Raw genomic sequence first — 6,829 nt, forward strand, 5'->3', positions numbered from 1 at the left:
GTTTATTCGTATTAACCCCTGATGTGAGAGCGTCAGGGGTTTTTGCTTTTCAGGGATTAAGCTATGAAAATAAAATGTGATGAATATCTCAGAATAAAATTTATGTATTTGGTCACGTAAAAAGTTTTTGATACCCTTTTTTAAATTCTTAATATTATTTTGAGCAAAAGGAGATTCTTAATGCCTAAAGATGCAATTGCTCATGTACGTAAACTTGATGGATTACAGCAATTACTTATTGATCACCTACTGGAAACCTCTTCTATTTCAGGGCAGCTTGCCGCAAAACTTAATTTAGGTGTTGTTGGTGAATTACTCGGACTCATGCACGATTTCGGTAAATATTCCCGTAAATTCCAAAAATATATCCACGATAAAACCGGTTTGTTTAATCCTGATTTGGATGATGAAGAAAGTACGCCGAACGGCAGTAAAGTGGATCATTCCACCGCCGGCGCGCAATGGGTTTACCGCGAATTGAGAAAATTCGGCGCGGCACAGGGCATTGGCGAATTATTCGGACAAATGCTGGGCTTGTGCATTGCCTCCCATCACGGTGAAGGCTTGATTGACTGTTTGAACGGTGAAGGTAATCCGAAATGGATTGAGCGGTTTAATAAAACTGATGAACTGACACATTTGGCGGAATGCGAGCAAAATGCCGATGAAGCTGTTCTGCAAAAAGCGAAAGAACTGGCCGGTGAAAACCTAATTCGCAGTCTGCTCAAAGCAGTGAAACCGATTCTTTCCGACCCAGTAAGCAACGACAAAATCAAAGAGTTTTATCTCGGCTGCCTAACCCGTTTCCTGTTTAGCTGCTTGATTGATGCTGACCGTATCAACAGTTCGGATTTTGAACGGGAAGCGCAAAAAGAAGTCCGCCGCTTGACGGAAAAACCTGATTGGCAAACGGCGATTGATCAATTGGAAGCCAAATTAGCAGGTTTTGAAAACCGTTATCCCATTGACGAAATCCGCCGTCGAATTTCAGACGACTGCCTAAAAAGAGCGGCCGATTCTCAAGGTATTTATACGCTGACCGTGCCGACCGGCGGCGGTAAAACATTGGCCAGCCTGCGCTACGCCCTCCATCATGCGCAAAAGCATAATCTTGATCGCATTATCTACATCATTCCCTATACTTCCATCATCGACCAAAACGCCCAAGCCGTGCGCGAAATTCTCGGCGAAGATTGGGTGCTCGAACACCATTCTAATTTAGAGCCTGAAAAACAAAGCTGGCAGGACAAACTGCTGTCCGAAAACTGGGATAAGCCTATTGTGTTTACTACCATGGTGCAGTTTTTGGACGCATGGTTTGGCGGCGGCACACGCGGCGCGCGGCACATCCATCCGATGACCAATGCGGTGCTGATTTTTGACGAAATTCAAACCCTGTCTGTGAAATGCGTACATTTGTTTTGCAACGTATTGAACTGGTTGACGACATTTGGCAAAAGCACGGCGATTTTGTGTACGGCGACGCAGCCTTTGCTCGGCGAATCGGGTTTGCAGGATTTCCCTGAAGGGAAAAGGGAAAGCATTGCCGCGCGCGGTTTGTTAAGGTTACCTGCACATGCCGAAATCATGGGAACTGATGAGCAAAGAGAAGAGCTTTATAAAAAGTTATCCCGCGTGGAAATTCGATTCAACGAAAAAGCAGGCGGCTGGAATGTGGAAGAAGCAGGCGTGTTTTTGCTGGAACAGTTTCAGACGACCCAAAGCTGCCTGTTTATTGTCAACACCAAAAAATGGGCGCAAGAACTTTATCAATATTGCAAAACGCAAAACGTGCCGCCCGAGGCCTTGTTTCATTTAAGCACCCACCAATGCGCGGCGCACCGCAAAGCGATTTTTAACACCATCAAAGCTCGTCTGGAAAACAAACAACCCGTTATCTGCATCAGCACCCAGTTGATTGAAGCCGGTGTGGATATTTCTATGGCTTGCGTGATTCGCGCCTTGGGTGGGCTGGATAGCATTGCTCAGGCGGCGGGGCGTTGCAACCGGCACGGTGAGAAAAAAGGCAAAGGGCAGGTTTGGGTGTTGAATTTGCAGGAACAGGATTTTACGCAGATATTGCCCGATATTCAGGCAGGCAAAAAACATGCCGAACGTGTGTTTCGCGATTTTGCCGGACAGGATATTTTGCAGCCTGCCGCGATGGAACGTTATTTTGAATACTATTTTTACCAGCGCAGCGATGAAATGGCGTATTCCATCAAAAACAGCACAACGGGTTCACTGCTGGATTGGTTGAGCGATAACGCTCTGAATCCTTATGGCGAAAAAAACAATAAAAGAAGCAAACCGTTGCCGCTGTTGATGCAATCCTTCAAAAGTGCGGGGCGTGCTTTCCAAGCCATAGACGCGCCGACACACGCCGTAATTGTGCCTTATGGCGAAGGCGCGGAACTCATTGCCAAACTCTGTGGCGCATGGGACCCGAAAGAAATGTATGACGCAAAGAAAAAAGCCCAGCGTTACAGCGTGAACGTTTTCCCCAACGTTTGGGGTAAATTGCAAAAAGAAAACGCCCTGTATGAAACCATTGAAGGTTCGGGCATTTATTATCTGAATGAACGCTATTACAACGATGAATTCGGCTTGTCTTTGGACGAAACAAGCGAAATGACTTTTTACGACTTATAGGAGCAATATGGACAGCAAAATCAGTTTCCGCGTATGGGGGCGGCAAGCCTTGTTTACCGACCCTGTTACCAAAATCGGCGGCGAAAAATTCAGCTACCAAGTGCCAACATACGAAGCCATTAAAGGCATTGTCAAAAGCATTTATTGGAAACCCACGTTGATTTGGTGCATCGATCGCATCCGCGTAATGAAGCCCATCCGCACCCAGAGCAAATCTACTAAACCGCTGGACTGGAACGGCGGCAATACCTTGGCGATTTACACCTTTTTGCAGGACGTGGAATACCAAGTGGAAGCTCATTTTGAATGGAACGAGCATTGGGAAGAATTGGCTGGCGACCGTAATTTCGGCAAACATATCGCCATTGCCAGAAGAATGTTGGAACGCGGCGGGCGGCAGGATATTTTTCTCGGCACGCGCGATTGCCAAGGCTATGTCGAGCCTTGCACTTTCGGCGAAGGTAAAGGGTTTTACGATGGATACGGCAATTTGGATTTTGGTCCGATGTTCCACAGTTTTGGCTATCCCGAAGAAACTGGAAAACCCGAATTGGTCAGCCGTTTTTGGATGGCGAATATGCAAAACGGTGTGATTGAGTTTCCAAGCATCGACGATACAGAAGGTCGTCTGAAAACCCGATTTATCCGCAAAATGCAGCCTGAAAAACCGTTCAAGCGCGGCGAAAACGTCAAGCCTGTGGAAGACGAAGCCAAGGAGCTGGAATTATGAGCTGGATACAGAAACTTTATCGAACGTATAACGAAATTGAAAAGAATACGAACTTATCGGATTTGGAAAAAGAAAAACTAGCACCATTGTGGCATAGCCCGCAAACTGCCCATATTCAAATTACTTTGGATGGAGATGGAAAGTTTCTTGGAGCTAAAGTTTTAACCGATAAACCTATTATCATGTTGCCCGTAACGGAAAGCTCGGAAGGACGAACAAGCGGTTTGGCTCCCCATGCATTGGCGGATAGCTTGCAATATATCGCAAAAGATTTGGGGCTGACTTATCAAAAAGAAGTCATTACAGAAAGCGAAGGGAAAAACGGTAAAAAGAAAAAAACGAAAACCAAGCAAGAAGATTTGATTTTCAATCTGTATGCAGACCAATTAGATAAATGGTGTACGGCGATAGATAACAAAAAGGTATTGGCAATACAAAAATATATTCACAAAGGAACGGTATTAACCGATTTGATAGAAAGGAAAGTCATTCCCGTAGATGATAACGGAGAGTTGCTGACAAATTGGAGTGAAAAGGAAAATAAAGATAAGCAAAAACCTGAATTGTTTAATGTTTTGACTAAGGAGCAAGGGAAATTTGAAATCCGAAAAGCTCTTGTTGTTTGGTCAGTGCAAATACCTGGCGATGTTGTTTCTGAAACTTGGAAGGATAAGGAAGTCCAGCAAAGTTGGGGAAATTATTACCAGCAGACTTTAAAAAGCCAATTCTGCACAGTAACGGGAGATGAACAGAAAATTCGTGAAAGCCATCCCGCAAAATTGCTTTATTCAGGCGACAAAGCAAAATTGATTTCTTCCAATGATAAGGAAGGATTTACCTACTTAGGTCGATTTGAAGAAGCTAACCAAGCAACAACAATTTCGGCTGAAGTATCGCATAAGGCTCATGCCGCGCTTAGATGGTTGATCGATAGGCAAACTACTGCACGAAATAATGAACAAGTTACCGTCGCTTGGGCAATCAGCGACAAACCCGTCCCATCTCCGATGAAAGACATTTCCAGCGAAATCGATTGGGATAATCTTGACATAAGTGCGGTTGAAAATCCTGATGAATTTTCATCGCAAACATCATCTGAACAGCTGTCCCCCGATTGGTCTGTAAATATCGGGCGTGCTGCTGCGCAAATCATCAAAAAGAAACTGCACGGCTATCAGGCGGAATTGAAAGACCATGAACAAATCTCCCTGATTATGCTCGATTCCGCCACGCCTGGGCGCATGGCATTAACTTATTACCAAGAGTTTCTGCCTGCCGATTATTTCGCCAATTTGGATGCATGGATTGATGATTTTTCTTGGTATCAGCGTTACAGCATTGAAGTCCAAAACGGTAAGAAAAACGACAAGCGTACCCAATGGCGCTTCGTCCCTCCGTCGCCTTACAGCATTGCCGAAGCCGTGTACGGCAAATCCCTGTCCGACACGCTCAAAAAACAACTTTATGCCCGCCTTTTGCCTGTTATTGCAGGCGGAACATCCGTGCCGATTCCCGAAGATTTGGTGCGTCAAAGTTTTCAGGCAGCCTGCAATCCTAATGGTTGCGAAAACTGGGAATGGCAAAGAAACATCGGCGTCGCCTGCGCCCTATACAAAGGCTGGCGCGCTCGTCATCACGATTTATCACAACGGAGAACTTACCCTATGAGTTTGGATACCCAAAACCGCTCGCGCGATTATATATTTGGCAGATTACTAGCTATTGCCGAGCATTTAGAACGCACCGCGTTGAGAATAGCCAACGAAACCCGTGCAACCAACGCAGAAAACTACATGCAGCGTTTTGTTATGCGTCCGTTTCATACATGGGAGCAGCTTGAAACCAATCTGAAACCGTATAAAGATCGATTGCGTAAAGACTACCCAGTTAGGATTTCGGAAAAATTTGTTTTAACTAGCCCGATAGGCTTTTTGAACAATCGAGAAAACGAAATTAATCAGCTTATATGCGTGCTGGATGATTTGAAACAGGAAGGATGCGATTTAGACAAACCTTTGGAACCAGAATTCCTGTTAGGATACCACAGCCAAAAAATGGCGTATCGCAACAAATCTAACCAACCCGAGCAAGAAGTAACCGAAACCCACGAATAACCCATTTAAAGGAAAACAAAAATGAGCTTAACCAAAAAAATCGACTTCGCCTTAATCCTGAAAGTAACCAACGCCAACCCCAACGGCGACCCCTTAAACGGTAACCGCCCGCGTGCCGATTTCCAAGGCTTCGGCGAAATGACCGACGTGTGCTTGAAACGCAAAATTCGTGACCGCCTGCAAGACAGCGGCGAGAGCATCTTCGTGCAATCGGACGAAAAGAAAACCGACGGAATGACCAGCTTGGCCAACCGCGCCAAAGACAAAGATGTCGGCTTGGGTGCGGATGCCTTTAACGCCAAAAAAGCCAACAAAGACGACACTGCCAAGAAAGCCTGTGAAAAATGGCTGGATGTACGCAGCTTTGGACAAGTTTTTGCATTCAGCGGCGATGGTAGTAGTGGCATCTCCATCGCAGTGCGTGGCCCTGTTACCATTCAATCCGCATTCAGTGTTGAGCCGATCAACATCACCAGCACACAAATCACTAAAAGCGTCAGCGGCGAAGGCGACGGTACGAAAAAGTCCTCCGACACTATGGGCATGAAGCACCGCGTCGATAACGGCGTGTACGTTGCCTTCGGCGCGATGTCGCCGCAGCTTGCCGAGCGCACCGGCTTTTCAGACGATGATGCCGAAAAAATCAAAGCCGTACTCACCAAACTCTTTGAAGGCGACGCATCATCTGCCCGCCCCGAAGGCAGCATGCAGGTGTTGAAACTTATCTGGTGGGAACACAACAGCAAAGCAGGACAATACTCTTCTGCCAAAGTGCATGGTAAGTTAAAAGAAATTATTGAAGAAAAAATAAAAAATAAATCCATTGATGGACTGATTGGGGACATAACCGAAGAAAAACTTACCGTTACGGGAAATGGAGCGTCATTGAAACCCGAAATCCTTGATGGTTTTTAACTTCTAAAAACGTTCAAAAAGATGACCGCACTTTTAACCAAAACCCAAGGGGAAAATCAGGACACGCGCCTGATTCCCCTTTCCGCCCTGCAACACTACGCCTTCTGTCCGCGTCAATGTGCCTTGATTCACAACGAGCAGGCGTGGGAGGAGAATTATTTGACCGCGCAGGGCAAAGCGCTACATGAGCGGGTGGATTCGGGCGAGCCGGAAACGCGCAAGGGCGTGCGTTTTGAGCGGACGGTGCATGTGTCGGCGGAGAAACTGGGTATCAGCGGCGTATTGGATTTGGTGGAAGTGGACACGAAAACAGGCCATCTGAAACCTGTGGAATACAAACGCGGCAAGCCCAAACCCGACCCGATGGACGAAATTCAGCTTTGTGCCCAAGGTTTGTGTTTGGAAGAAATGACGGGGC

The 6,829-nt window shown here is 46.2% G+C and carries 5 protein-coding genes; all 5 read left to right on the top strand.

Annotation, left to right across the window (positions count from 1 at the left end; all coding sequences use genetic code 11):
• Nucleotides 1–180 precede the first annotated feature (180 nt).
• Entirely contained in the window at nt 181–2,652 is a 2,472-nt protein-coding gene (locus HMPREF9065_RS07140) for a CRISPR-associated helicase/endonuclease Cas3 (protein WP_021615580.1), read from the top strand.
• A 7-nt stretch (nt 2,653–2,659) separates the two neighbouring features.
• Nucleotides 2,660–3,382, top strand: a complete 723-nt coding sequence (gene cas5c / locus HMPREF9065_RS07135) for a type I-C CRISPR-associated protein Cas5c (RefSeq protein ID WP_021615581.1) — start codon at nt 2,660–2,662, stop codon at nt 3,380–3,382.
• Nucleotides 3,379–5,496, top strand: a complete 2,118-nt coding sequence (gene cas8c / locus HMPREF9065_RS07130; RefSeq protein ID WP_021615582.1) for a type I-C CRISPR-associated protein Cas8c/Csd1 — start codon at nt 3,379–3,381, stop codon at nt 5,494–5,496. The genes cas5c and cas8c overlap by 4 nt, the downstream gene beginning before the upstream one ends.
• Nucleotides 5,497–5,517: 21 nt before the next feature.
• Nucleotides 5,518–6,411, top strand: a complete 894-nt coding sequence (cas7c, locus tag HMPREF9065_RS07125; RefSeq protein WP_021615583.1) for a type I-C CRISPR-associated protein Cas7/Csd2 — start codon at nt 5,518–5,520, stop codon at nt 6,409–6,411.
• A 21-nt stretch (nt 6,412–6,432) separates the two neighbouring features.
• Nucleotides 6,433–6,829 (top strand): CRISPR-associated protein Cas4 (gene cas4 / locus HMPREF9065_RS10330; RefSeq protein WP_021615584.1); only part of this gene is annotated, 397 nt, incomplete at its 3' end.

The sequence above is a fragment of the Aggregatibacter sp. oral taxon 458 str. W10330 genome (assembly GCF_000466335.1).
Lineage (GTDB): Bacteria > Pseudomonadota > Gammaproteobacteria > Enterobacterales > Pasteurellaceae > Aggregatibacter.